Raw genomic sequence first — 23,415 nt, 5'->3', positions numbered from 1 at the left:
GCGAGCGCACCGAGCGAACCGAGAGCCACGAGCGCATGACCGACTCGACAGTGCTGTCAGTGGACGACCTCACCGTGACGATCGGCACCCGCCGCGGCCCGGCCCGTGCGGTGGCCGGGGTGTCCTGGCAGGTGCGGCAGGGGGAGACGTTCGCGCTGGTCGGCGAGTCGGGCAGCGGCAAGAGCATGACCCTGCTCGCCGCCACCGGTCTCGCCCCGCGCGCCGCCACCGTCACCGGCCGGGTCCGGCTGCTCGACACCGAGCTGACCGCGCTGCCCGACGAGCGTCGGCGCAAGGTACGCGGCCGGCACGTCGGGTTCGTCTTCCAGGACCCGATGACCTCGCTCAACCCGGTGCTGCCGGTGGGTCGGCAGGTCACCGAGGCGGCCGAGGAGCACCTCGGGCTGACCCGCCGCGCCGCCCGCGACCGGGCGGTGGAGTTGCTGGAGCTGGTGGGCATCCCGTCGGCGGCGCGGCGCGTCGACGCGTACCCGCACCAGTTCTCCGGCGGCATGCGCCAGCGCGTCGCCATCGCCATGGCGCTGGCCTGCGAGCCGGATCTGCTGATCGCCGACGAGCCGACCACGGCGCTGGACGTCACCACGCAGGCGCAGATCATCGAACTGGTCGCCGACCTCCAGGCCCGGCTCGGCACCGCGGTCGTCTGGGTCACCCACGACCTGGGCGTGGTGGCGGGCATCGCCGACACCGTGGCGGTCATGTACGGGGGACGGATCGTCGAGCAGGGCCCCGTCGACGCGGTGTTCGACACGCCCACCCACCCGTACACCCGGGCGCTGCTGGCGGCCCGGCCGGACCCGTCGCGGCGCGGCGAGGACCTGGTCGCCATCCCCGGTTCGCCGCCGAGCCCGCTGGACCTGCCGCCCGGCTGCGCGTTCTGGCCGCGCTGCCCGGTCCGTGCCGATCCCCGCTGCGAGCACGAACTTCCCCCGCTGACCCCGGTCGGCGAGGGGCACACGGTCCGCACCTTCTACAGTGGAGAGACCGGATGAGCGCCGACACCCCGGACGTGGTGGCCGAGCTGGACGACCTGAAGGTGCACTTCCCGACCCCGGCGGGAACGGTCCGCGCGGTGGACGGCGTCAGCCTCGCCGTACGCCGGGGCGAGACGCTCGGGCTGGTCGGCGAGTCGGGCAGCGGCAAGTCCACTGCCGGTCTGGCGCTGCTGCGACTGGTCGACCCGACCGCCGGCCGGGTCCGGGTGGCGGGCGAGGACGTGACCCGCTGGTCCCGCCGCCGCCTGCGCGCGACCCGCCGCCACGTGGCGATGGTCTTCCAGGACCCGCAGGCGTCGCTGGACCCGCGTCGCACGGTCGGCGACAGCATCGCCGAGCCGCTGATCGTGCACCGGCTCGCCAGGTCCGCCGCCGCCCGCAAGGCCCGGATCGCGGAGCTGCTGGACCTGGTCGGCCTGCGCGCCGACACCGCCGGCCGGTACCCGCACGAGCTGTCCGGCGGCCAGCGCCAGCGGGTCGGCGTGGCCCGCGCGCTGGCCGGGGAACCGGACCTGATCGTCCTGGACGAGCCGATCGCCTCGCTCGACCTGAGCGTCCAGGCGCAGATCATGAACCTGCTCCGGCACCTGCAACGCGACCTCGGGCTGACCTACCTGTTCATCGCGCACGACCTGGCCGCCGTGGAGCACATGAGCGACCGGATCGCGGTGATGTACCTGGGCCGCATCGTCGAGACCGGCCCGCCCGAGCGGATCTACCAGCACCCGGCGCACCCCTACACGGCGGCGCTGCTGTCGGCGGTGCCGGTGGCCGACCCCCGCGTCGAGCGGGAGCGCCGCCGCATCGTGCTCACCGGCGACATCCCCAGCCCGGTGGACCCGCCCAGCGGTTGCCGCTTCCGTACCCGCTGCCCGCAGGCCCGCCCCGCGTGCGCCGAGACCGACCCGGCGCCGGCCGAGGTGGGCCCGGGTCACCACGCGGCGTGCCTGTTCCCGCTCGACGGCGAGCGCGACGGTGGCCTGGGGGAGGACGGCGCGACGACACGGGCCGACGCCGGCACGCCGTAGGCTCGCGCCCATGGCGTTCACCACCCGGCCGACGCTGCGCGGCACGTTCGGCATGGTCTCCTCCACGCACTGGCTGGCCAGCCAGTCGGCGATGGGTGTGCTGGAACGCGGCGGCAACGCCTTCGACGCCGCGGTGGCCGCCGGCTTCGTGCTGCACGTCGTGGAGCCGCACCTCAACGGCCCGGCCGGTGAGGTGCCGGCGATCCTCGCCACCGTGACCGACCCCACACCGCGGGTGCTGTGCGGCCAGGGCCCGGCTCCGGCCGCCGCCACCGTCGCGCACTTCCGGTCGCTCGGCCTGGACCTCGTGCCCGGTGCCGGCCCGCTCGCCGCCGTGGTGCCGGGCGCCGTCGACGCCTGGCTGTTGCTGCTGCGCGACCACGGCACCCGCACGCTCGCCGAGGTGCTGGAACCGGCGATCGGCTACGCCGCCGCCGGCCACCCGCTCGTCGGCGCGGCCGGGCAGACCGTCGCGCGGGTCCGGTCGCTGTTCACCGGCCACTGGCCGACCTCCGCGCGCCTCTGGCTCCGCGACGGCCGCCCGCCCGCGCCGGGGGAGATGGTCACCAACCCGGCGTACGCGGACACGCTGCGCCGCCTCGTCGACGCGGGACGGGCCGCCGGTGCGGATCGGGAGGCGCAGATCGAGGCGGCCCGGCGCGCCTGGCGGGAGGGTTTCGTCGCCGAGGCGATCGACGCGTTCAGCCGGCTGCCGTTCCGCGACTCCAGCGGGCGCGCGCACGCCGGGCTGGTCACCGGCGACGACCTGGCCGGATGGTCGGCGACCTGGGAGGCGCCGGTCACGCTGGACTGGCACGGGCACACGATCGCCAAGACCGGCTTCTGGGGCCAGGGCCCGGTGCTGCTCCAGACCCTGTCGATCCTGGACGCGCTCGACGACCCGGCCGTCCACGACCCGTCGAGCCTGGAGGGCATCCACGCGCAGGCCGAGGCGCTGAAGCTCGGGTTCGCCGACCGGGAGGCGTGGTACGGCGACACCGGCGTGCCGGGCTCAGCGCTGCTGTCGGCGCGGTACGCCCGTGCGCGGGCCGCGCTGGTCGGCGACCGTGCCGGCACGACGCTGCGCCCCGGCAGCCCGGTGGGTGTGCCGCCCCGGCTCCCGTCCCACCTGCGCGCCGACCTCGACCGCCGGGCCGTCCCGCAGGATCCGAGCACCGGCGAACCCACGGTACGGGCGGACGGCGTGACCCGCGGCGACACCTGCCACGTCGACGTGGTGGACCGGTGGGGCAACATCATCTCCGCCACGCCCAGCGGCGGCTGGCTGCAGAGCTCACCCGCCATCCCGGAGCTGGGGTTCCCGCTCGGCAGCCGGTTGCAGATGTGCTGGCTGGAGGAGGGGCTCGCCTCGACGCTGCGGCCGGGGCGGCGTCCGCGTACCACGCTCAGCCCGACGCTCGTGCTCCGCGACGGCGAGCCGGTGATGGCGTGCGGGACGCCCGGCGGCGACCAGCAGGACCAGTGGCAGCTGCTGTTCCTGCTGCGGCACCTGGCCGGCGGGCAGGAGTTGCAGGAGGCGATCGACGCCCCGATGTGGCACACCACGAGCCTGCCCGCGTCGTTCTATCCGCGCGAGGTCGAGCCGGGCGTGCTGGTGCTGGAGGACCGGATCGACGCGGATGTGCTGGCGGGCCTGCGCGCCAGGGGCCACACCGTCCGCCTGTCCGGCCCGTGGAGCCTGGGCCGCATGTGCGCCGTGACACGCGACCCGCGCACCGGAGTGCTCTCCGCCGCGGCGAACCCCCGAGGCGCCCAGGGCTACGCCACAGGCCGCTGACCCACCCTCCCGCCCCCTCTCCCCGCTCTCTCCCCGTCGATCTTGCACTTGCTGCCCGGGCATAGTCGGCATAACGGGCGCGAGTCGGGCCGAAAGTGCAAGATCAACGGGGTGAGGGCGAGTGCGCGGACGGGGTCAGGTGTCGATCCGGGTTATGTTGCGGATCTTGTTGGCGGCGTCCAGCGCGGCGACCTTGTACGCCTCGGCCAGGGTGGGGTAGTTGAAGACGGCGTCGAGCAGGTAGTCGACGGTGCCGCCGCAGCCCATCACGGCCTGCCCGATGTGGACGATCTCGGTGGCACCGGTGCCGAAGACGTGCACCCCGAGCAGCCGCCCGTCCTCGGGTGAGACGAGCAGCTTCAGCATCCCGTAGGAGTCGCCGACGATCTGCCCCCGGGCCAGTTCCCGGTAGCGGGCGATGCCCACCTCGAACGGTACTGACGCCTCGGTCAGTTCCTCCTCGGTCTTCCCGACGAAGCTGATCTCCGGAATCGTGTAGATGCCGATCGGTTGCAGGTCCGACATGCCGCGCGCCGGTTCGCCGCAGGCGTGCTGGGCGGCCAGCCGGCCCTGTTCCATCGAGGTGGACGCCAGCGCGGGGAAGCCGATCACGTCGCCGACGGCGTAGATGTTGTCGACGGCGGTGCGGTAGTCGGCGTCCACGGTGATCCGGCCCCGGTGGTCGGCGGTGAGCCCGGCCGCCTCCAGCGCGAGGTCGTCGGTCTGCCCCTGCCGCCCGGCCGAGTACATCACCGTGTCCGCGACGATCTTCTTGCCGCTGCGCAGGACGCAGAGCGCGGCGCTGCGGTGCTTCTCCACGGAGGCCACCTCCTCACCGAAGCGGAAGGTCACCGACAGGTCCCGCAGGTGGTACTTCAGGGACTCGACGATCTCCTCGTCGCAGAAGTCGAGCATCCGGGGGCGTCGCTCGACCACCGTCACCTTGGTGCCGAGCGCGGCGAACAGGGACGCGTACTCCATGCCGATCACCCCGGCCCCGACCACGACCATGCTGCCCGGGACGGCCTGAAGGTTGATGACGCCGTCGGAGTCGACGATCGTGCGGTCGTCGAAGTCGACGCTGTCCGGGCGGGCCGGGCGGGTGCCAGCGGCGATGACGGCCTTGTCGAAGCTGACCCGGGTCTCCCGGCCGGAGCCGGCGTCCACCCAGACGGAGTGGGCGTCGGCGAACCGGCCGGTGCCGGTGATCAGCGAGATCTTGTTGCGGGCCAGCTGGTTGCGGATGACGTCGGTCTGCCGGGTGATCACGTGCTGGGTGCGGGCGGCCAGGTCGGCGACGGTGATCTCCTCCTTGACCCGGTAGCTGCTGCCGTAGAGGTCGCGCTGGCTCAGCCCGGTCAGGTAGAGGACCGCCTCACGCAACGTCTTGGAGGGCACGGTGCCGGTGTTTATGCACACTCCGCCGAGCATGTCGCGGCGGTCCACGATCGCCACCCGGCGGCCCAGCTTCGCCGCGGCGATCGCCGCCTTCTGTCCACTCGGTCCGGAGCCCAGCACCAGCAGGTCGTAGTCATACACGAGCGCCAGCCTCGCAGGGTCTCGCAACCTGTGCCAGCCGGGACGCCCCCACGAAGATCGATTACTGCCGTAGGGTGCGCTGGTGCGCCGCCCCATAACCCTGATCATGATCCTCGGACCGCTGCTCGTCGCCGGGTGCACCACCGCTCCCGCCGCCCCGGCCGCGACCCCCTCCGCCTCCACCCCGCCGAGCCCGACCGCGCCCGCCGTCGACTACGCCGCCTGGCAGGCGGGGCGGTCGACGCCGGTCGCCGACCCGGTCTATCCGGCCCGGGGCACCGACGCGCTGGACGTCCTGCACTACGACCTCGCGCTGGAGTGGGCGCCGTCGACCACCACCCTCACCGGCACCGCCACGCTGCGGATCCGGCCGGTGAAGGACGCGCCGGACCTGGTCCTCGACTTCATGCCCTACCAGCTCGACAGCGTCACGCTGGACGGCGCGACGGTTCCCGGCGCGGTGGCCAAGGAGAAGCTGACCGTCTCCGCCCCGGTGGCGGCGGACAAGCCGGTGACCCTGGTGGTCACCTACCACGGCCGGCCGAAGACGACCCCGATGCCGTCGCACCGCAAGGACACCGAAGCCCTGGGTCTCACCGTCAGCAAAGAGGGCGGCCTCTGGACCATGCAGGAGCCGTTCGGGGCGTTCACCTGGTACCCGGCGAACGACCAGCCCTCTGACGAGGCCCTCTACGACATCCGGGTGACAGTGCCGGCGGGCTGGTCCGCGATCGCCGGCGGCACGCCCGCCGGTCAGTCCGGCACCACGTTCAGCTACCGCAGCACCGACCCGGTCGCGACCTACCTGACCACGCTCGCGGTGGGGAGGTACCAGAAGCTGACCGTGGCGGGGCCGCGCGGAGTGCCGCTGACCTACTGGTACCGCAAGGGCACCGACGACAAGCTGCTGCCGTACCTGAAGAAGTCCCCGCAGTACCTGACCTGGCTGGAGAAGAAGTTCGGCCCGTACCCGTTCCCCTCCGGCGGCGTCGTGGTGGTGGACTCGGCGTCGGGCATGGAGACCCAGCAGATGATCACGATGGGCCGGAAGATCGAGAACACCGCGGCCCGCCGGGACCGCTGGGGCAGCGACCTGATGCACGAGTACGCCCACCAGTGGTTCGGCAACTCGGTCACGCCCACCACCTGGCGGGACCTGTGGCTGAACGAGGGCTGGGCGACGTACATCCAGGACCTGCACACCAAGGAGAGGATGAAGCTCAGCGAGGCCAGCCTGGACCGGTACCTGCGCGAGGGTGACGCCGCCCTGCGCAAGAAGCTGGGCCCGCCCGGCCGGCCCGACCCGAAGCGGTTCGCCGAGGGGAACGTCTACCTGTGCCCGGCGGCGATGCTGCGCGAGATCCACCGGACGCTCGGCGACAAGGCGTTCTTCGCGCTGGCCCGCGCCTGGGTCCAGGAGCAGCGCAACACGCCGCAGGACCGGGCCTCGTTCATCGCCTTCGTCAACAAGCAGACCGGCCGGGACTTCACCGCGCTGATCAACGCCTGGCTGGACTCCCCGACCACCCCGAAGAAGATGACCCCGAAGAAGATCGGCTGACGCATCGCGGGGCCCCACCCGTCCGGCGGGGCCCCGCGCCGCGTCTCAGCGGCCCTGCAACGCGCGGACGTTGTCGCCGAACGTCCAGCCCTTCGACCCGTCCCAGTTGACCGACCAGGTCATCAGGCCCTTCAGCCGCCCCTGGTAGGTGTTCCACGCCTGGGCCACCAGCGCCGGGCTCATGTAGCCGCCGCCGGCGCCGACCTGCGCGGGCAGCCCGGGGACCTGCCGGTCCAGCGGGACGCGGACGGTGGTGCCCTGGATGACCAGGCCGGCGTCGAGGCAGTTGGTCTGCGCGACGAAACCGGCCACCGTGCCGGCCGGGTACGAGTCACCGGCGCAGCCGTACATCGAGCCGTTGTAGTACTGCATGTTCAGCCACCACAGCCGCCCGTTGTCGGCGTACTTCTTGACGATCGGCAGGTACGCGCCCCAGATCGAGCCGTAGGTGACGCTGCCGCCGGTGACGTACGCGGTCTCCGGCGCCATGGTGAGCCCGAAGCCGGCCGGCATCTGGGCCAGCACCCCGTCGATGATCCGGATCAGGTTGGCCTGCGAGGGGGAGAGCTGGTTGATGTTGCCGCTGCCGGTCAGGCCGGTCTCGATGTCGATGTCGATGCCGTCGAAGTTGTGCCGTTTGAGGATCGGCACGACTGTGGCGACGAACCGGTCGGCGACAGCGCTGGAGCTGAGGTCGATGCCGGCGGTGGCGCCGCCGATGGACAGCAGCACGGTGAGCCCGGCGGCCTTGGCCTGGCACACCTGCGCCGGGGTGGGCACCTTGACGCCGGCGTCCATGCCGTCCTCCCAGAGCACGGTGCCGTCGGCGCGGATGACCGGGAACGCGGCGGTCACCACGTTGTAGCCGTGCCCGGTGATCCGGGAGTCGGTGACCGGGATCCACCCGAGCCCGGGGTGTACGCCGTTGGCGGCACCGTCCCAGTTCTCCCAGTAGCCCTGGAGCACCTTCCCGGACGGCCGGGACCGCAACGCACAGGTGTCCCCGCCGGGCGTGGTCGGGCTGGACGACACGGTCGGCGTGGGCGATGGCGGCCGGGTGGGGGAGGCGGACGGAGAGGCGGAGGGCGTGGGCGATGGCGGCCGGGTGGTGGGGCTCGGCGACGGCGTGCCACCGGTGCAGGCGCCGAGGTCGGTCCAGAGCGCCGGTACGGCGGCCGGGGTCCAGCCCGCGCCGGCCGGCGGGGTGTGCGTGACGAGCGCCTGGTAGAGCCGGCCGGCATAGGTGGCCCGGCTGCCGGCGGTCCAGGTGACGCCCTCGGCCCAGACCGGCGCGTCACACGCGACGAGCGCGCCCACGGCGCCGGTCGGTGTGGCGGCGGTGGCGGGCAGGGCGGCGGCGCTGGCGGCGAGCAGCGCGACGCCACCGAGCAGAGCGGTCATCCCACGTCGAAGTCGCATGACATACCTCCTCATCGATGCGCCGGAGGTTATCAGTTAACTTTGTTAAGTGTAAATGCGGCGTACCCTGTCACCACCCCGCTCAGGGCGTGAAGCAGGAACGAAAGCCGCCCTCGGGCGGCCGGGAAGGACGGCGGCGGACGTGGACGCCAGACGCACCACGGTGCGCGACATGCGCCGGGCCAACCGCTCGGTCCTGCTCACCCGGATCTGGCTGGACGGCCCGCTCAGCCGGCACGAGCTGGGCCAGTCCACAGCGCTCAGCCTGGCCAGCGTCAGCAACCTGGTCGGCGAGATGATCAACGAGGGCCTGGTCGAGGAGGCCGGCTCGGTCGAGTCCGACGGCGGCCGTCCCCGCGTCCTGCTGCGCGTCGCGCCCGGCTACGGCTACCTGGTCGGCGCCGACGTCGGCGAGACCCGCGTCCAGGTGGAGCTGTTCGACCTGAGCATGACCGCGCTGGCCAAGGCCGAGTACCCGATCGACGCCGCCGACCCGGACCCCGAGCGGGTCGCCGGGCACCTGCGGCACGGCCTCGCGGCCGTCACCGAGCAGGCCGGCGTCGACCCGGCCGCGGTGCTCGGCTTCGGCGTCGCCGTCGCCGGCACCGTCGAGCGCGCCGCCGACGCCGTGGTGCACGCCCAGACGCTCGGCTGGGACGGCGTGCCGCTCGGCGCGATGCTGCGCGCCGGCACCGACGTGCCGGTGCACGTGGACAACGGCGCGAAGACGCTCGGCCAGGCCGAGATGTGGTTCGGCGCAGGCCGCGGCGTCCGGCACGCGGTGGTCGCCCTGGTCGGCTCCGGCGTCGGCGCGAGCGTGGTCGCCGACGGCGTCGGCTACCGCGGCGCGCACAGCAGCGCCGGGGAGTGGGGCCACACCACCATCGTGTACGGGGGCCGCCGCTGCCGCTGCGGCAACCTCGGCTGCCTGGAGGCGTACGTCGGGGCGGAGGCGGTGCTGGACCGGTTCCGCCAGGCCAACCGGGGCCGCCCGGCGCCGGGCGCGGACGAGGAGACCGCCTTCGGCGAGCTGCTGCGCTCCACCGGCCGCACCGCCGCGACGGTGATCGACGAGACGGTCGGCTACCTGGGCGCGGGGGTGGCGAACCTGGTGAACCTGTTCAACCCGGAGCGGGTGGTGCTCGGCGGCTGGGCCGGACTGGCCCTGGGCGAGCGGCACCTGCCCGCCATCCGCGAGGCCACCGCGCGGCACGCGCTGCGCCAGCCGTACGCGCAGACCTCGATCGAGCTGTGCCGGCTCGGCCCGGACGCGGTCGCGATGGGCGCGGCCACCCTGCCGATGACCCGGCTGCTGCGCGACGGCGGCGTGCCCCGCGACCCGGCCGCCCGCCCGGGCCCGGCGTGGGGGCCGGGCCGCCGTCACTGACCTGACCGGCCCTGCCCCCACGCCGGACGACGTCAGCGCTGCCCGCGTACCCGCTGGACGGTGTCGCGGTACCAGAGCGCGCTGCGCTTGGGGGTGCGGCGCTGGGTGTCGTAGTCGACCCGGACGATGCCGAACCGCTTGTCGTAGCCGTACGCCCATTCGAAGTTGTCCAGCAGCGACCAGGCGAAGTAGCCGCGCACGTCGGCGCCGGCCGCCCGGGCCCGGGCCACCGCCCGCAGGTGCTCGGTGAGGTAGCCGACCCGGTCGTCGTCGGCGACGAACCCGTCAGCGTCCGGCTCGTCGTCGAACGCGGCGCCGTTCTCGGTGATCACCATGGGCACGCCCGGGTAGTCGCGGTGCAGCCGCACCAGCAGGTCGGTGAAGGACTCCGGCACGATCTCCCAGTCCATCGCGGTACGCGGCAGGTCACGGCGGACCACCCGGCGTACCGGCCTGCCGTCGTCGTCGCGGTCCCGGCCCCGCTCGTCCACGCCGGAGTGCAGCTGCCCGAAGTAGTAGTTGACCCCCAGCACGTCGATCGGGGTGGCGATGACGTCCAGGTCGCCGTCCTGGACCGGAATCTCCACCCCCTCGGCGGCCAGGTCGGCGATCACGTCCTGCGGGTACGCCCCGCGCAGCACCGGGTCGAGGTAGAGCCGGTTGCCCAGCCCGTCGGCGGCCCGCGCCGCGTCCCGGTCGGCGGCGCTGTCGGTGGCCGGGTCGGCGGTGGCCAGGTTGAGCGTCAGGCCCAGCTCGATCGGGGACCGGGCCGCCTCGCGCAGCCGCCGCGTCGCCAGCCCGTGCCCGAGCAGCAGGTGGTGCGCCGCGGCGATACCGTCGCCCAGGTTCCGCCGGCCCGGGGCGTGGTCGCCGTAGGCGTACCCGAGCATGGCCGAGCACCACGGCTCGTTCAGCGTGGTCCAGGTGCGGACCCGGTCGCCGAGCGCGGCGAAGACCAGCTCCGCGTAGTCGGCGAACCGGTGGGCGGTGTCCCGGCTCGGCCAGCCGCCCGCGTCCTCCAGCTCCTGCGGCAGGTCCCAGTGGTAGAGCGTCACCCACGGCTCGACGTCGCGGCCGAGCAGCTCGTCCACCAGCCGGTCGTAGAAGGCGAGCCCGGCCACGTTGGCCGGACCGCGCCCGCCCGGCTGCACCCGGGGCCAGGCCACCGAGAACCGGTACGTGTCCAGCCCCAGGTCGGCGATGAGCGCGACGTCCTGCGGCATCCGGTGGTAGTGGTCGCAGGCCACGTCGCCGTGGTCGCCGTTCGCCACCGCGCCGGGCACCCGGCAGAAGGTGTCCCAGATGGACGGCGTCCGGCCGTCTTCGGCCACCGCGCCCTCGATCTGGTACGACGACGTCGCCACCCCCCACCGGAAGGTCGGCGGCAGCGTGTCGATCGGGTCCGTACCGGCGGCCGGCGACGGGCGGGTGAGGTCGGTGTCCATGGTTCTCCTCGCGGGTAGCGGGTGGTGGTGTCGGGCGGGTCAGCGGGACACGGGCGCGACTGCCGGGTGCAGCCGGCACGCGACGGCCCGCGCCGGGTCGTCGACGCGCGGCGCGCCGAGCACCGGCACCTGCTCGTCGCACCCGTCGAACGCCTTCGGGCAGCGGGGGTGGAACGCGCAGCCGGACGGCATGGCGCGCAGGTCCGGCGGGGAGCCGGGGATGCCGGTCAGCTCGCGGCGCGGCCCGTGCAGCGCCGGGAACGAGTGCAGCAACCCCTCGGTGTACGGATGCAGCGGCTCCCGGTACAGCCGTGCGGCGGGCGCCTCCTCGACGATCCGGCCGCCGTACATGATCGCGATCCGGTCGGAGAACTCGACCAGCAGCGACAGGTCGTGGGTGATGAACAGCACCGCGAAGCCGAGGCGGTCGCGCAGCTCGGCGAGCTGGCCGAGGATCTGCCGCTGCATCACCACGTCCAGCGCGGTGGTCGGCTCGTCCATGATGACCACCTGCGGCTCCAGCGCCAGCGCCATCGCGATCATGACGCGTTGCCGCATGCCGCCGGAGAGCTGGTGCGGGTAGCTGTCCAGCCGGTCGGCGGAGATGCCGACCAGGCGCAGCAGCTCCTTCGCCCGGGCGAGCCGGCCCGTCGCCGTGCTCTTGGGGTCGTGCGCCCGGATCACGTCGAGCAGCTGGGTGGAGACCTTGTGCACCGGGTTCAGCGAGTTCATCGCGCCCTGGAACACGATCGACGCCTCCGCCCAGCGGAACTCGCGCAGCTGCGCCGGGCTGAGCGTGAGCACGTCGACGGGCGGGCCGTCCGCCGGGTGGTAGATCACCTGACCGCCGCTGACCACGCCGGGCGGGGGCAGCAGCCGGGTCAGCCCGTAGGCGAGCGTGGACTTGCCGCTGCCGCTCTCTCCGGCCAGGCCGAGCACCTCGCCGCGGTGCAGCGTCAGGTCGACGTCGCGGACCGCGCGGACCGCTTCCGCGCCGACGCCGTAGTCGACGCACAGCCTGCGGATCTCCAGCACCTGGTCGCTCATGCGCGCGTCCCTCTCTCGTCGGCGTCGGCGGGCGGCCCGTCGGTGCCCCGCGCCCGCATCGGCACCGTGGCGGTGACCGGCGCGAGCACCGGGGTGAACCCGACCCGCATGCGGACGGCCCGACCGTCGGCGGTACGGATCCGGGTGCGGCCGCCGGTGCGCAGCCGCGGGCTGACGAACTCGTCGATGCCGAAGTTGATCAGCGCGAGGGCGGTGCCGAGCAGCGCGATGGCCAGCCCGGCCGGCACGAACCACCACCAGGCGCCCTGCGCCAGGGCCTGCTGTCCCTGGGCCCAGAACAGGATCGTGCCCCAGTTCCACGACGTCATCGACGAGACGCCGATGAACGCCAGGGTGATCTCCGACATCACCGCGAAGATGACGGTGCCGACGAAGCCGGAGGCGATGATCGCGGTCAGGTTGGGCAGGATCTCGAACCCGATGATCCGCCAGGTCCGTTCGCCGGTGGCGCGCGCGGCCTCCACGTAGTCACGGCGGCGCAACGACAGCGTCTGGGCGCGCAGCACCCGGGCGCCCCACGCCCACGACGTGAGGCCGATGATGAGCGCCACGAGCATGTCGCTCGCCTGGTCGACGAGAGACGTGACGATGATGATCAGCGGCAGCGCCGGGATCACCAGGAACACGTTCGACACCGCCGACAGGCCCTCGTCGGCAGCACCGCCCAGGTAGCCGGCGGTCACGCCGATCAGGATCGACAGGATCGTGGCGAGCACGCCGGCGGTCAGGCCCACCACCATCACGCTGCGCGCGCCGACCAGGATCTGACTGAAGATGTCCTGCCCGAGGTGGGTGGTGCCGAACCAGTGCCGGGCCGAGGGCGCCTGGAGCACGTCGGCGCTGCGCGCGTCCGGGTCGTACGGCGCTATCCACGGCCCGATCACCGCCAGGAGCACGTACACCCCGAGGACGGCGAGGCCGGTCGCGGCCTTGCCGTTGGCGACGAAGCGGAACCGGCGGCGGCGGGCCCGGGCCGCGGGCTGCGCCATCGCGCCCTGGCCGGGGATGACCTGCTCGATGCTGGACGGGGAGAGTGTCATCGTTCAGCTCTTTCGGGTCCGTGGGTCGAGGAGCAGGTACGCCACGTCGGCGAGCAGGTTCGCCACCAGCACCGAGATCGTGATGATCAGGAAGATGCCCTGCATGAGCGGGTAGTCCTTCGCGCCGACGGCCTGGAAGAGCTGGAACCCCAGGCCGGGGTACGAGAAGACGATCTCCACGAGCAGCGTGCCGCCGACGATGAAACCGAGCGACAGCGCGAACCCGGACACGTTCGGCAGCAGCGCGTTGCGGGCGGCGTAGCTGAGCGCCACCCGGCGCTCGGACAGCCCCTTGGCGTGCGCCACGGTGATGTAGTCCTCGCTGGCGACGGTCACCATCATGTTGCGCATGCTGAGGATCCAGCCGCTCATCGACGACACCAGGATGGTCGCCGCCGGCAGGATGCTGTGCTGGATCGCGCTCGGCACGAAGTACGCGTCGAACGCGGGCACCAGCCCCGGCTCGTAGCCGCCCGAGGAGGGGAAGAAGCTACCCGGACCGGCGAACAGGGCGATCGCGACCAGTCCGAGCCAGAAGTACGGGATCGAGGACAGGAACGTGGTGGCCGGCAGCAGCCCGTCGATCCACGAGCCGCGCCGCCAGCCGGCGCCGACGCCGAGCGCGGTGCCGAGCAGGAAGCTGACGATCGTGGTGACGCCGACCAGGCCGACCGTCCACGGCAGGCTGTCGCCGATCACCTGCGACACCGGGGCGGGGAAGAACGTGAACGACAGCCCGAGGTCGCCGCGCAGGAGCTGCCCCCAGTAGGCGACGTACTGCTCCCACAGCGAACTGTCGGAGTCCAGCCCGAACAGCACCCGCAGCGACGCGACCGCGTCGGCGCTGATCCGGCCCTGGTTGCGGGAGATCAGCGACTGCACCGGGTCGCCCGGGACCATCCGCGGGATGAAGAAGTTGAGCGTGATCGCCGCCCAGGCGGTGAACAGGTAGAAGGCCACCCGTTGCAGCAGGAACCTCACCGGGCCGCCTCCGTTCCCGCCGCCGTCACGCCGTTGGCCCGCGCGGCCGCCACCGTGTCCGCGTCGTACAGCCAGCAGGCGGCCCAGTGGCCGGGCGCGTCGTCGACCGGGATCGGCGATGGCAGGTCGGTGGCGCAGCGCGGCATCGCCGCCGGGCAGCGCGGGTGGAAACGGCAGCCGGCCGGCGGGCGGATCAGGCTGGGCGGCTCGCCGTGGCCCCGCTCGCCCGCCGCCGCGCCGTCGCCGCCCGCGCCGGTGATCCGCTCCGGGTCCGGCGCCGATTCGATGAGCAACCGGGTGTACGGGTGGGCCGGCCGCTGGGTGACAGTCTCGCTGTCGCCGCCCTCGACCATCCGCCCGGCGTACATGACGATCGTCTCGTCGGCGAAGTAGCGGGCCGAGGCGATGTCGTGGGTGATGTAGAGGATGGCCAGGTCGAGCCGGTCCTTGAGGTCCTGGAGGAGGTTGAGCACGCCGAGGCGGATCGACACGTCGAGCATGGACACCGGCTCGTCGGCGAGCAGCACCTCGGGGTCGGCGCCGAGCGCCCGCGCGATCGCGACGCGCTGGCGCTGCCCGCCGGACAGCTCGTGCGGGAACGCGTCGAGGTAGCGCTCCGGCGGGGTGAGCGCGACCCGGGTCAGCAGGTCGGCCAGCGCCTTCTCCAGCCCGTCCGGCCCGGTACCGGCGTTGCCGTGGACGCGCAGCGACCGGGTCAGGTGGTAGCGGACCGTGTGCACCGGGTTCAGCGAGGCGAACGGGTCCTGGAGGATCAGCTGCACCCGGCGTACGTACGCCCGGAACCGTCGCCCGCCGCGTACCCGGGTCGATTCGCCGTGCAGCCGGATGTCGCCGCCGGTGCGCGGATAGAGCTGGGCCAGCAGCCGGGCGACAGTGGACTTGCCGGAGCCGGACTCGCCGACCAGCGCTGTCACCCGTCCCCGGCGCAACGCGATCGATACGTCGTCGACGGCGTGCACCACCGCCGGGGTGCGGGAGAGGAGGTCACGCAGCCGCCGGCGGACGGGGAAGTGCTTGGTCAGGCCGACGGCCTCCAGCACCACCTCGTCGGTCGGCGCCGGTGCGCTCTCGGTCAACGTCATGCCGCATTCCTGTCTGGGGTTGCCGGTAGCGAGGGGTGGGCGCCGCCGGCCCGGCCGCGCGATCGTGGCCGGACCGGCGGCACCGGGTCAGCCGGCGGCCGGCTTGAGGTGCAGCACCACGTCGACCGCGTTGGGCTGGGTGGGCTGGAGCGCGCCGTACGGGTTCGAGTCGTCCGGCCAGCCGGTCCAGTTCTTCGTGCTGTACGCGCCGCCGATGTTGTCCGCGCCGACCGGGATCATCGGCACCTGCTCGACGAAGATCTTCTGCAGGGTCGCCAGCGCGGTGGTACGGGTGGCGTCGTCGGTGGCGTTGGCGTACGACACCAGCGCGTCGGTGGCATCCTTGCTCTGGAACCGGCCGAAGTTGCCCGCCGGGGAGGCGGTGCCGACCGGCTTGAGCACACGGCCGTCCATGACGGTCCGGTAGATGTCGTACGGCGTGGCGCCGGACTCGGTCCACCGGAACGTGGCCTCGAAGTTGCCCTGCTCGACGTTGCGGAACCAGGCGTCCTGGTTGGCCTTGTCGATCGTCGCCGCGATGCCGATCTTCGCCAGGTTGCCCTTCACGATCTCCAGGCTGGTCTGGTAGTCGGACCAGCCGGCCGGGTCGGTCAGCCGGATCGTGACGGCCTTGCCGCTCTTGTCCTTGAGCGTGTTGCCGTCCAGCTTGTAGCCCGCGCCGGTGAGCAGCGCCTTGGCACCCTCGACGTCGACCTTGTGCTCCTGGCCCTTGTACTCGGGCGCGATGAACGAGTCACCGGCCGGGCTGGGCAGACCGGTCACGCTCTTGACCTCGGGGTGGAAGTAGCCGGCCTCGGCGGTGGTGAAGATGTCCGCCCGGTCGACGACCATGTTCATCGCCTTGCGCAGCGTCGGGTCGTCGAACGGCTTCTTCGTGGTGTTCAGGTAGAGGCCGTGGATGCCCAGCACCGGCGGCGCCCACATCTTGTGGTTCTTCTGGTCCTTGGCCACGAACACGGTCTGGTAGTTCGGGATGAAGACGAAGCTCCACTCCGACTCGCCGTTCGCCAGCGCGGTGGTCTGCGCGCTGTTGTCCGTGTAGGACGTGTACCGCAGCTCCTTGACCTTCGGCGGGTCCTGCCAGTAGCCGCTGTCGCGTACGGAGAGCGTCGTGGTCGCCGGGGTGAACGACTTCAGCGTGTACGGGCCGCTGCCGACCGGCTGCTTCACCGGGTCGGTGGCCGGGTCGGCGATCTTCTCCCACAGGTGCTTGGGCACGATCGGCACCCGCCACAGCACCTTCTGCTGGTTGACGAACTGCGGGCTGGACATCGAGATGGTGACCTCGTTGCCGCTGGCCACGGCGTCGGTGTACGGCACACCCTGGTCGTTGAGGGCCGGGAACTTCTTCACCAGGTTGTAGGTGAACGCGACGTCCTCGGCGGTGACCTTCTGCCCGTCCGACCAGGTGGCGTTCTCCCGGATGGTCACCTTGACCGTCTTGTAGTCCGACGACCACTCGGCCTTGGTGGCCAGCCACGGCTTGAACGGCTCGGCCGGCTTGACCGGGTTCCACATCATCAGCGGCTCGTAGATCTGCCACCGGTAGCCCAGCGACGCGGCGGCCGAGGTGGTGAGGAACGGGTTGTTGTTCTCCGCCTGCGGGCCGTTGGGCATGCCGACGTTCAGCACCGTCGCGGCCTGGCCGTTCTTCTTGTTCGCGTTCGGGCTGTCGCCGCAGGCGGCGGCGCCGGTGACCATCGCGCCGGCCAGCGCGAGGGCGAGGAGTTGCCGTCTTCTCATGGAGGTCTCCCTCGGTAATCCCGCATTCCTCGGGCGGGATGTGGTGGATGGAGGGTGTGCGGTGGTGCCACCGGCGGGCGGACCCGCCGGCACGGTCGCCGGGTACGCGGGGTGGGTCAGGTGACGCGGGCGCCCGTCGGCTCCCGTGTGTCCGCCGGGTCCTGTGTGGTCGGGTCGCTCGCGTTCCCGCTCACGCCGGTGGAGTCGCGGGCGGTGAAGCCGGTGGGGATGACGGTCGGGGTGTCAGGTAGCGGGGTGCCGGCGAGGTGGCCGATGAGCAGCCGGGCGGCGGCCGTACCCATCTCCCGCAGGGGTTGGCGCACGGAGCTCAGCGGCGGGTGGGTGTGCCCGGCCAGCGGGAGGTCGTCGAAGCCGACCACCGCCACGTCCTGCGGGACGCGCCGTCCGGCGTTGCGCAGCGCCTGCAACGCCCCGGCGGCCGACAGGTCGTTGTGGGCGAAGACGGCGTCGAACGGTACGCCGTCGGCGAGCAGCCGCCGCACCGCCGCGCGCCCGCACTCGACGGTGAAGTCGCCCTCCACCACCCGTTCCGGCTCGATCTCCAGGCCGGCTTCGGCGTACGCGCCGGCGAACCCGGCGAGCCGCTCCCGGGTGCAGCCGAACCGGCGCAGGCCGGTGACGACGAGCGGCCGTCGTCGCCCGAGCGCCAACAGGTGCGTCGCGGCGGCCCGCGCCCCTGCCTCGTTCGTGGTCCGCACCGACGGGAAGCCCGGCTGGTGGCCCCGGTCGTCGATGAGGATCACCGGCAGGCCGCGGCGGTGCAGTCCGGTGATGTAGTCCAGCGTGCCCTCGGGCTCGACCACGAGCAGGCCGTCGAACGACTTGGCCGACACCTGGGAGGCGAACCGGCGCATCGACTCGTCGCCGTGGGTGCAGGTGAACAGCAGCATGCCGTAGCCGGCCGCCTCGACCACGTCGGCCGCGCCCTGGAGCACCTCGCTCATCCAGGGCCAGGTCAGCGCCGGCACCAGCATGCCGACCACCCGGGTACGCCCCCGGGCCAGCCCGACCGCGCGGGCGCTGGGCACGTACCCGAGGTCGCTGATCACGGCGCGGACCCGGTCGGCGGTGCGCACGTGGACCTCACCCTTGCCGTTGAGGACCCGGGAGACCGTCGTCTTGCTCACCCCGGCGCGGGTGGCCACGTCGGCGATGGTGATCGGCACGTGACGCTCCTGGGTCGCAGGGATGTGCGGGGTGTTTCGGAACCGGTTGCGGAAGCGGTTCCGTGGCAGTCAACCCAAGTGGCGTCGGTCACGTCAATCACAGATGGATAACGATGTATTACTAAGTTCGAGCCTTGAAAAAAGCGCCCGGGCTGGGGGTCTGCCGATCACGGTGATGAGCAGGGTCGATGCCTCGTCGTCGGGCGCGCCGTCGTCCGAAATGGATGCTCAGGCGCGCGCGTACACGTCGCCGGAGTTGGCCTCGTCCGGCAGCGCGCGCAGGTACGCGGCCACCTCGGCCGCGGGGCGCCAGCCCGGCAGCGCGAACCGCATCTCGTCCCCGAGCGCCACTGTGAAACCGGTGAAGCCGAGCGCGGTGAGCCGGTCCAGGCAGCGCGCGGCCAACTCGCGGGCGATGGTGGTGAACTCGAACGACAACGCCGGGACCGGCCGGCTCAGTCCGGCCAGCACGGCGTCCTCGAAGCCCTCCACGTCGATCTTGACGAACGCCGGCACGCCGTACGCGGCCACGAGCGTGTCCAGGGTCGTCCCCGGCACCTCGATCTGCGCGTCCCAGGTCTCGTCCGCCCACCCGGGTGCCCCGACGGCGGCACGCACGAACCCGGGGGAGGCGGTGGAGACGGTCGGGTTTGCCGAGTTCACGTGCAGCCGCACCGCATCGGCGGTACGCCCGCAGGCCGCCTCCACCACTGTCACCGCACCGTCGCCCGCGTAGATCTCGCGCAGCGCCCGGGCGCACAGCGGCTGCGGCTCGACCGCCACCACCGTCGCGCCGAGGCGGCGGAAGCTGCCCAGCCGGTCGCCCACGTGCGCGCCGACGTCGAAGGCCAGGTCACCGGCGCGGACCAGCGGGGCGTAGAACGCGTCCAGGGCGGCGTCGCGTTTCGGATCCCCGTGGTAGAAGTCCAGCGACCGGCGCAGGCCGGCCATCGCCGGGTCCGCCCTGAGCGCCTCGACCACCCCGTCCCGCACCCCTCCGACGCTAGCCAGCGAGCCCGCCCCGCGAGCGTCATTCGTATCCTTGAGGCAAGCACCCCATCCTCCTAGGATGCAGTAGAAGTTGTGGCGTGCCACGCCCGCTGAGCGCGTCATGCGAGCCCGCGATGACAATGCCTGGGAGATCTTGGTACGAAGCGGCCCGCATGGGGGCTGCCCGCATGGGGGCTGCCCGCATGGGGGCTGCCCGCATGGGGGCCCTCTCGTACCAAGATCTCCTGCGATCACGGTGACCGGAACGCGGATCCCGCCCATTAGGAGCCGCCCTCGTTCGCTGGCGCCGGGAAGCCGTTACGGGGTTTCGACGACCTCCTGGCCGAGCGGCCACAGCGCCGCCGGAACCAGCTTGAAGTTCGCCACCCCGAACGGGATGCCGATGATCGTCACGCAGAGCGCGATGCCCGCGAGGATGTGCGACAGGGCCAGCCACCAGCCGGCCAGCACCACCCAGAGCACGTTGGCCAGGCCGGAGGGGAGGCCGGCGCCGGGCTTGGGCACGATCGTGCGGCCGAACGGCCACAGCGAGTACAGGGCGAGCCGCAGCGAGGCGACGCCGAACGGGATGGTGACGACCAGGAGGAAGCAGATCAGCGCGGCCACGCCGTAGCCCAGGGCCAGGACGAAACCGCCACCGAAGACGAGCCACAGCAGGTTCAGCAGAAAGCGGATCACCACTCCATGATCCCTCGCGTCCGCAAGGGCCCGGGAATACCGGCGCGAGCGCCGGGTAGAGGAGGACGTGATCGAGCCCGAGTCGGCGTGCCCGTGGCGCCCGGGCGGGCGGTGCCGTGACCCCCGTCGCTCCAGCGGCACGGCGGGAGTTCCGGGAGGCGTACGAGCGGCTGCGCCGGTACTTCATCGTGGCGCTGCAGGCCGGCCTGGCCGCCGGCTTGGCCTGGTACGTGGCAAGCACGCTGCTGAAGAACCCGCAGCCGCTGTTCGCACCGGCGGCAGCTGTGGGCACCATCGCCGCGGCGATCGGCAACCGGATCCGCCGCCCCGCCGAGCTGCTCGGCGGGGTGATCGTCGGTGTGCTGGTCGGCGACCTGATCATCAAGCTGATCGGTGCGGGTCCGGTGCAGACCGGCCTGGTGGTCGCCCTCGCCATCTCGCTCGCGGTGGTGATCAGGGGCAGTGGCGCCGTGATGGTGCAGGCCGGCAGCACCGCTGTGCTGCTCGGCACCGTGGAGCCCAACGCACCCGACCTGGCCGTGCCGCGTACGGCGAACGCGCTGGTGGGCGGCGGGGTGGCGGTGGTGGTGGCGCTGCTGCTGTTGCCGGTGAACCCGGTCCGGGTGGTGCACCGCGCCGCCGGGCCCACCCTGGACCTGTTCGCCAAGGAGCTGACCGCCACGGCGAACGCGCTCGCCGCGGGTGACGCGCGGACGGCCGGGGCGGCGCTGGAGCGGCTGTCGGACATCGCCCGTTCCCGGGCGCGGGCGGCCGGCCTCGGCTTCTCCGGCACGATCGTGGCCTCGCAGCTCTTCATCGTGGTCGGCGAGCTGCTCCAGGCATCCGGCATGACCAAGATCGAGGCGGACCGGATGGCCGGCGTCTGCGAACACCGAGCGGAATCCCGCCCGGACCCGAACGCCCGTTAATCTGCGGAGGTGGGAGTCGATGATCTGTACCCCGCCGCGCGGCTGCCCGCGGCGCAACGCGCGACCGCCGCGGCGGGCCTGGACGCGCTGCTGCTCACCCCCGGTTCCGACCTGCGCTACCTGACCGGCTACGACGCCCGCGAGGGGGAGCGGCTGACCTGCCTGGTGCTGCCCGCCGAGGGTGAACCGACGCTGATCGTGCCGGTGCTGGAACGCCCCGACGCCGAGGCCGCGCCCGGCACCGGTTTCCGGATCGTCGACCACGCCGACGGCACCGACCCGTGGCCGCTGGTGCGGGCGGCGTTGCCCGGCCCGGTCCGTGCCGTCGGCCTGGCCGACCGGATGTGGGCCCAGCAGGTCCTCGCGCTGCGCGACGCGCTGCCCGGCGCGGCCCAGCGGCTCGCCTCCGACGTGCTGCGGGAGATGCGGATCCGCAAGTCGCCGGCCGAAATGGCCGCGCTGGCCGAGGCGGGCGCCGCGATCGACGCGGTGCACCTGCGGATGGGGGAGTGGCTGCGCCCCGGTCGCACCGAGCGGGAGGTCGCCGCCGATCTCGCCGCGGCGATCCGGGCGGCCGGGCACGCCGCTGTCGACTTCGTCATCGTGGCCGCCGGCCCGAACGGCGCGAGCCCGCACCACGGCACCTCGGACCGCCCGATCGGTGCCGGCGAGCCGGTGGTGGTCGACATCGGCGGCACCATGCCGTCGGGCTACCGCTCCGACTGCACCCGCACGTACGTCGCCGGTGGAAGCGCCCCGGCCGAGTTCGCCGACTACTACGCGGTGCTGTGGGAGGCGCAGCGCGCAGCGGTGGCCGCTGTCGCGCCGGGCGTGACAGCCGAGGCCCTCGACGCGGTCGCCCGGGACGTCATCGCCGCCGCCGGTTTCGGTGACGCCTTCCTGCACCGCACCGGGCACGGCATCGGCCTCGACGGCCACGAGGAGCCGTACGTGGTGACGGGCAACCCCCGGCCGATGGAGCCCGGCATGGCCTTCTCGATCGAGCCCGGGATCTATCTGGCCGGGCGGCACGGCGCCCGGATCGAGGACATCGTGGTCTGCACGGGCGACGGCGTACGACGGCTCAACACCACCACCACGGAACTCGTCACGCTGTGACCGCCGGTCACCCCGCGTCGAGGGCCACCAGCCGCTCCCGCACCTCGGCCACGACGGGATGCTCCGGCACCAGGGCCGCCAGGGCGTCGGCGAACGCCCGGCCGGCGGCCAGGTGCCGGTAGTCGCGCAGCGTGTCGAGCGCCGCGAGCAGTTCCAGCCGGACCGGCCCGGGCCGGGACAACTGCTCGCGTACGCGCGGCGGCAACCGCGCGTACGCCTGCGCGCGGAACGCCGGGTCGGTCATCCCGGGCACCTCGAGAAGCAGATCGACCAGTTCGCCGTCGTTCAGGGACGACGGCGAACCGGTGGCGGTGCGGGGCGCGGGCACGACGGTCGCCCGCGGCGGCTCGGCGGCCAGGTGCAGCAGCGCCTGCCGGAGGACGACATAGGACCGGTGCCGCGGGGAGTCGGGCCGGACGATGCCGAAGTGGTCGCCGGGCAGCACTCCGGTGTCCGGGAAGACGCTGCGGGCGGACGCCGGTGACACGACGGCGTCGCTCTCGCCCGCGAACGCCAGCACCCGCATCGACGGTTCGGGCACGTGCACGATCCGGTGCAACACGGCGCGTTGGGCGTCGAGCACCGCGGCGTTGAGCGGCCGTAGTTCCCGCTCCTGCGGGTTGGCGCGCAGCAGCACCCGGCGGGCCGGCAGGCCGAGGTCGGAACCCGCCGTCGGGCAGGCGTACATGAGCAGGAGGCGGATGCGGGCCAGGTCGGGATCGTCGTCGGTCAGCATCCGGGCCAGGGCCCGCTGCGCCACCAGGCCGCCCTGGCTGTGCGTGACCAACGCCAGCCGGGGACAACCGGCGAGATCGTGGCGCAGGAACGTGCGCAGCCCGTCGGCCACCTCGTCGAACGTCGGCACCTGCCGCAGCGGGTGCACGGACAGCAACGACGTGGCGTAGCGGAAGGCGTGTGTCTCCACGTCGGCGAGCGCGGGATCGCGGCGGATCAGATCGCGCCAGGCCGACCACACCTCGTCCGAGGAGAGGAAGCCGTGGACGAACACCACAGTGGTTGTGGCCACGCCGTCACGCTAGCACCGCGCCGCTCGCCGGGGATGGTCCGAAAGCCGTCGCGCCACGTTGTGGCGATTCGGCAAGCCGGGCGCTGTCGAGGGCCGCCAATATGGATAATGACTCCCCGTGAATCAACCGTACGCAATCGACGTCGACTCGGAGTTAGTCGATCTTGGAGCGGTCTCATTGGACCGCCTTCCTGAGCTTGACCAGGAGATTCTCGGTCCGGTCATGGGCCGGCTGCTGCGCCGTGTCGACGATCCCGAGAGCATCACCAGTGGTTACAATCCGCAACGACTCGACTGATTTCGGCCGTCCGGGTG

The 23,415-nt window shown here is 72.7% G+C and carries 20 protein-coding genes; 8 read left to right on the top strand and 12 right to left on the bottom strand.

Features of this window, described 5'->3' with window-relative positions; genetic code table 11:
* Nucleotides 1–35 precede the first annotated feature (35 nt).
* The 3 genes from AB0B20_RS21345 to AB0B20_RS21335 are packed head-to-tail and all read left to right on the top strand — an operon-like array spanning nucleotide 36 to nucleotide 3,842.
* On the top strand, nucleotides 36–1,013 hold the full coding sequence (locus tag AB0B20_RS21345) for an ABC transporter ATP-binding protein (RefSeq protein ID WP_357384656.1): 978 nt from the start codon (nucleotides 36–38) through the stop codon (nucleotides 1,011–1,013).
* The gene (locus tag AB0B20_RS21340; protein ID WP_357472759.1) at nucleotides 1,010–2,044 is read left to right on the top strand and encodes an ABC transporter ATP-binding protein; all 1,035 of its coding nucleotides are present in this window, start codon (nucleotides 1,010–1,012) and stop codon (nucleotides 2,042–2,044) included. Before AB0B20_RS21345 ends, AB0B20_RS21340 begins: the two co-directional genes overlap by 4 nt.
* A 10-nt stretch (nucleotides 2,045–2,054) precedes the next feature.
* Nucleotides 2,055–3,842: a gamma-glutamyltransferase gene (locus AB0B20_RS21335; RefSeq protein ID WP_357472756.1), complete on the top strand. Its 1,788-nt coding sequence runs from the start codon at nucleotides 2,055–2,057 to the stop codon at nucleotides 3,840–3,842.
* A gap of 135 nt (nucleotides 3,843–3,977) precedes the next feature.
* On the opposite strand, the gene sthA is transcribed toward AB0B20_RS21335, so the two are convergent.
* Nucleotides 3,978–5,381 carry a Si-specific NAD(P)(+) transhydrogenase gene (gene sthA / locus AB0B20_RS21330; RefSeq protein ID WP_357384572.1) on the bottom strand — a complete coding sequence of 468 codons (1,404 nt, stop codon included), beginning with the start codon at nucleotides 5,379–5,381 and terminating at the stop codon, nucleotides 3,978–3,980.
* An 82-nt stretch (nucleotides 5,382–5,463) separates the two neighbouring features.
* Here sthA and AB0B20_RS21325 point away from each other — a divergent pair, with 82 nt between their 5' ends.
* Nucleotides 5,464–6,942 carry a M1 family metallopeptidase gene (locus AB0B20_RS21325; RefSeq protein ID WP_357472753.1) on the top strand — a complete coding sequence of 493 codons (1,479 nt, stop codon included), beginning with the start codon at nucleotides 5,464–5,466 and terminating at the stop codon, nucleotides 6,940–6,942.
* A 45-nt stretch (nucleotides 6,943–6,987) separates the two neighbouring features.
* Here the strand turns inward: AB0B20_RS21325 and AB0B20_RS21320 are convergent, their stop codons facing one another.
* A complete protein-coding gene (locus AB0B20_RS21320) occupies nucleotides 6,988–8,361 on the bottom strand; it encodes a glycosyl hydrolase family 18 protein (protein ID WP_357472750.1) in 1,374 nt (457 codons plus the stop codon).
* 142 nt (nucleotides 8,362–8,503) lie between these two features.
* Between AB0B20_RS21320 and AB0B20_RS21315 the strand changes: the two genes are divergently transcribed.
* Nucleotides 8,504–9,748 carry an ROK family transcriptional regulator gene (locus tag AB0B20_RS21315; protein ID WP_357384578.1) on the top strand — a complete coding sequence of 415 codons (1,245 nt, stop codon included), beginning with the start codon at nucleotides 8,504–8,506 and terminating at the stop codon, nucleotides 9,746–9,748.
* A gap of 32 nt (nucleotides 9,749–9,780) precedes the next feature.
* Here the strand turns inward: AB0B20_RS21315 and AB0B20_RS21310 are convergent, their stop codons facing one another.
* From AB0B20_RS21310 to AB0B20_RS21270, 9 genes are all read right to left on the bottom strand, one after another.
* Nucleotides 9,781–11,193, bottom strand: coding sequence for a GH1 family beta-glucosidase (locus AB0B20_RS21310; protein WP_357472747.1), 1,413 nt, complete (start codon nucleotides 11,191–11,193; stop codon nucleotides 9,781–9,783).
* 39 nt (nucleotides 11,194–11,232) lie between these two features.
* On the bottom strand, nucleotides 11,233–12,240 hold the full coding sequence (locus tag AB0B20_RS21305; RefSeq protein WP_357472744.1) for an ABC transporter ATP-binding protein: 1,008 nt from the start codon (nucleotides 12,238–12,240) through the stop codon (nucleotides 11,233–11,235).
* On the bottom strand, nucleotides 12,237–13,301 hold the full coding sequence (locus tag AB0B20_RS21300) for an ABC transporter permease (RefSeq protein WP_357384584.1): 1,065 nt from the start codon (nucleotides 13,299–13,301) through the stop codon (nucleotides 12,237–12,239). The genes AB0B20_RS21305 and AB0B20_RS21300 overlap by 4 nt, the downstream gene beginning before the upstream one ends.
* 3 nt (nucleotides 13,302–13,304) lie before the next feature.
* Complete coding sequence (locus tag AB0B20_RS21295) at nucleotides 13,305–14,282, bottom strand: ABC transporter permease (protein WP_357384586.1); 978 nt, start codon at nucleotides 14,280–14,282, stop codon at nucleotides 13,305–13,307.
* A complete protein-coding gene (locus tag AB0B20_RS21290) occupies nucleotides 14,279–15,385 on the bottom strand; it encodes an ABC transporter ATP-binding protein (RefSeq protein ID WP_357384588.1) in 1,107 nt (368 codons plus the stop codon). Before AB0B20_RS21290 ends, AB0B20_RS21295 begins: the two co-directional genes overlap by 4 nt.
* Nucleotides 15,386–15,472: 87 nt before the next feature.
* Nucleotides 15,473–17,149 carry an ABC transporter substrate-binding protein gene (locus AB0B20_RS21285; protein WP_357384590.1) on the bottom strand — a complete coding sequence of 559 codons (1,677 nt, stop codon included), beginning with the start codon at nucleotides 17,147–17,149 and terminating at the stop codon, nucleotides 15,473–15,475.
* 116 nt (nucleotides 17,150–17,265) lie between these two features.
* Entirely contained in the window at nucleotides 17,266–18,336 is a 1,071-nt protein-coding gene (locus AB0B20_RS21280; RefSeq protein WP_357384591.1) for a LacI family DNA-binding transcriptional regulator, read from the bottom strand.
* A gap of 228 nt (nucleotides 18,337–18,564) precedes the next feature.
* On the bottom strand, nucleotides 18,565–19,287 hold the full coding sequence (locus tag AB0B20_RS21275; protein ID WP_357472835.1) for an FkbM family methyltransferase: 723 nt from the start codon (nucleotides 19,285–19,287) through the stop codon (nucleotides 18,565–18,567).
* A gap of 357 nt (nucleotides 19,288–19,644) precedes the next feature.
* The gene (locus tag AB0B20_RS21270; RefSeq protein WP_357384592.1) at nucleotides 19,645–20,025 is read right to left on the bottom strand and encodes a YccF domain-containing protein; all 381 of its coding nucleotides are present in this window, start codon (nucleotides 20,023–20,025) and stop codon (nucleotides 19,645–19,647) included.
* Nucleotides 20,026–20,141: 116 nt separating this feature from the next.
* On the opposite strand from AB0B20_RS21270, the gene AB0B20_RS21265 reads away from it, so the two are divergent.
* Both AB0B20_RS21265 and AB0B20_RS21260 read left to right on the top strand, forming a co-directional pair.
* Nucleotides 20,142–20,954 (top strand): FUSC family protein, encoded by an 813-nt coding sequence (locus AB0B20_RS21265; protein WP_357472741.1) that lies wholly within the window; start codon nucleotides 20,142–20,144, stop codon nucleotides 20,952–20,954.
* Between the two features lie 9 nt (nucleotides 20,955–20,963).
* On the top strand, nucleotides 20,964–22,073 hold the full coding sequence (locus AB0B20_RS21260) for a Xaa-Pro peptidase family protein (RefSeq protein WP_357472739.1): 1,110 nt from the start codon (nucleotides 20,964–20,966) through the stop codon (nucleotides 22,071–22,073).
* Nucleotides 22,074–22,080: 7 nt separating this feature from the next.
* Here the strand turns inward: AB0B20_RS21260 and AB0B20_RS21255 are convergent, their stop codons facing one another.
* Nucleotides 22,081–23,100: a hypothetical protein gene (locus AB0B20_RS21255; RefSeq protein ID WP_357472736.1), complete on the bottom strand. Its 1,020-nt coding sequence runs from the start codon at nucleotides 23,098–23,100 to the stop codon at nucleotides 22,081–22,083.
* 118 nt (nucleotides 23,101–23,218) lie between these two features.
* Here AB0B20_RS21255 and AB0B20_RS21250 point away from each other — a divergent pair, with 118 nt between their 5' ends.
* On the top strand, nucleotides 23,219–23,398 hold the full coding sequence (locus AB0B20_RS21250) for a hypothetical protein (protein ID WP_354869538.1): 180 nt from the start codon (nucleotides 23,219–23,221) through the stop codon (nucleotides 23,396–23,398).
* Nucleotides 23,399–23,415: the final 17 nt, after the last annotated feature.

The organism is Micromonospora sp. NPDC049151, from assembly GCF_040648395.1.
Taxonomy (GTDB): Bacteria; Actinomycetota; Actinomycetes; order Mycobacteriales; family Micromonosporaceae; genus Micromonospora.
The sequence above is the reverse complement of the archived record's forward strand: the minus strand, read 5'-3'. Positions and strand labels throughout refer to the sequence as shown.